Source organism: Priestia sp. SIMBA_032 (assembly GCF_046535215.1).
Lineage (GTDB): Bacteria > Bacillota > Bacilli > Bacillales > Bacillaceae_H > Priestia > Priestia aryabhattai.
In genome coordinates, this window is the sequence record NZ_JAWRXD010000877.1 from 1 (window position 1) to 263 (window position 263).

Here is a 263-nt window from a genome sequence, read left to right on the forward strand (position 1 = left end):
TTAACGAAATAACAGGAAAAGCATTGAAGTTTACCCGTGAAACTTTAGGATCTTTAACACCTTCTGGGAGTTTTACATTCGTGAGAGCTTCTTTAATTTCTGTTTCTGCTTTTTCCATATTTTTATCAAAATCGTATTCTACTTGAATAGAAGATGCGTTTTGAAAAGATGATGAGCTCACAACGTTAACACCGCTTAAATTTTGTAGTTGTTCTTCCATCGGCTTTGAAACTTTATCAGCTACTTCTTCTGGTGTAGCACCA

1 protein-coding gene is annotated in these 263 nt (G+C 35.0%); it reads right to left on the reverse strand.

Annotated elements, in window-relative coordinates:
• Positions 1 to 263: efflux RND transporter permease subunit (locus SB717_RS36825; protein WP_410908024.1), on the reverse strand; the 263-nt coding region annotated here is incomplete at both ends.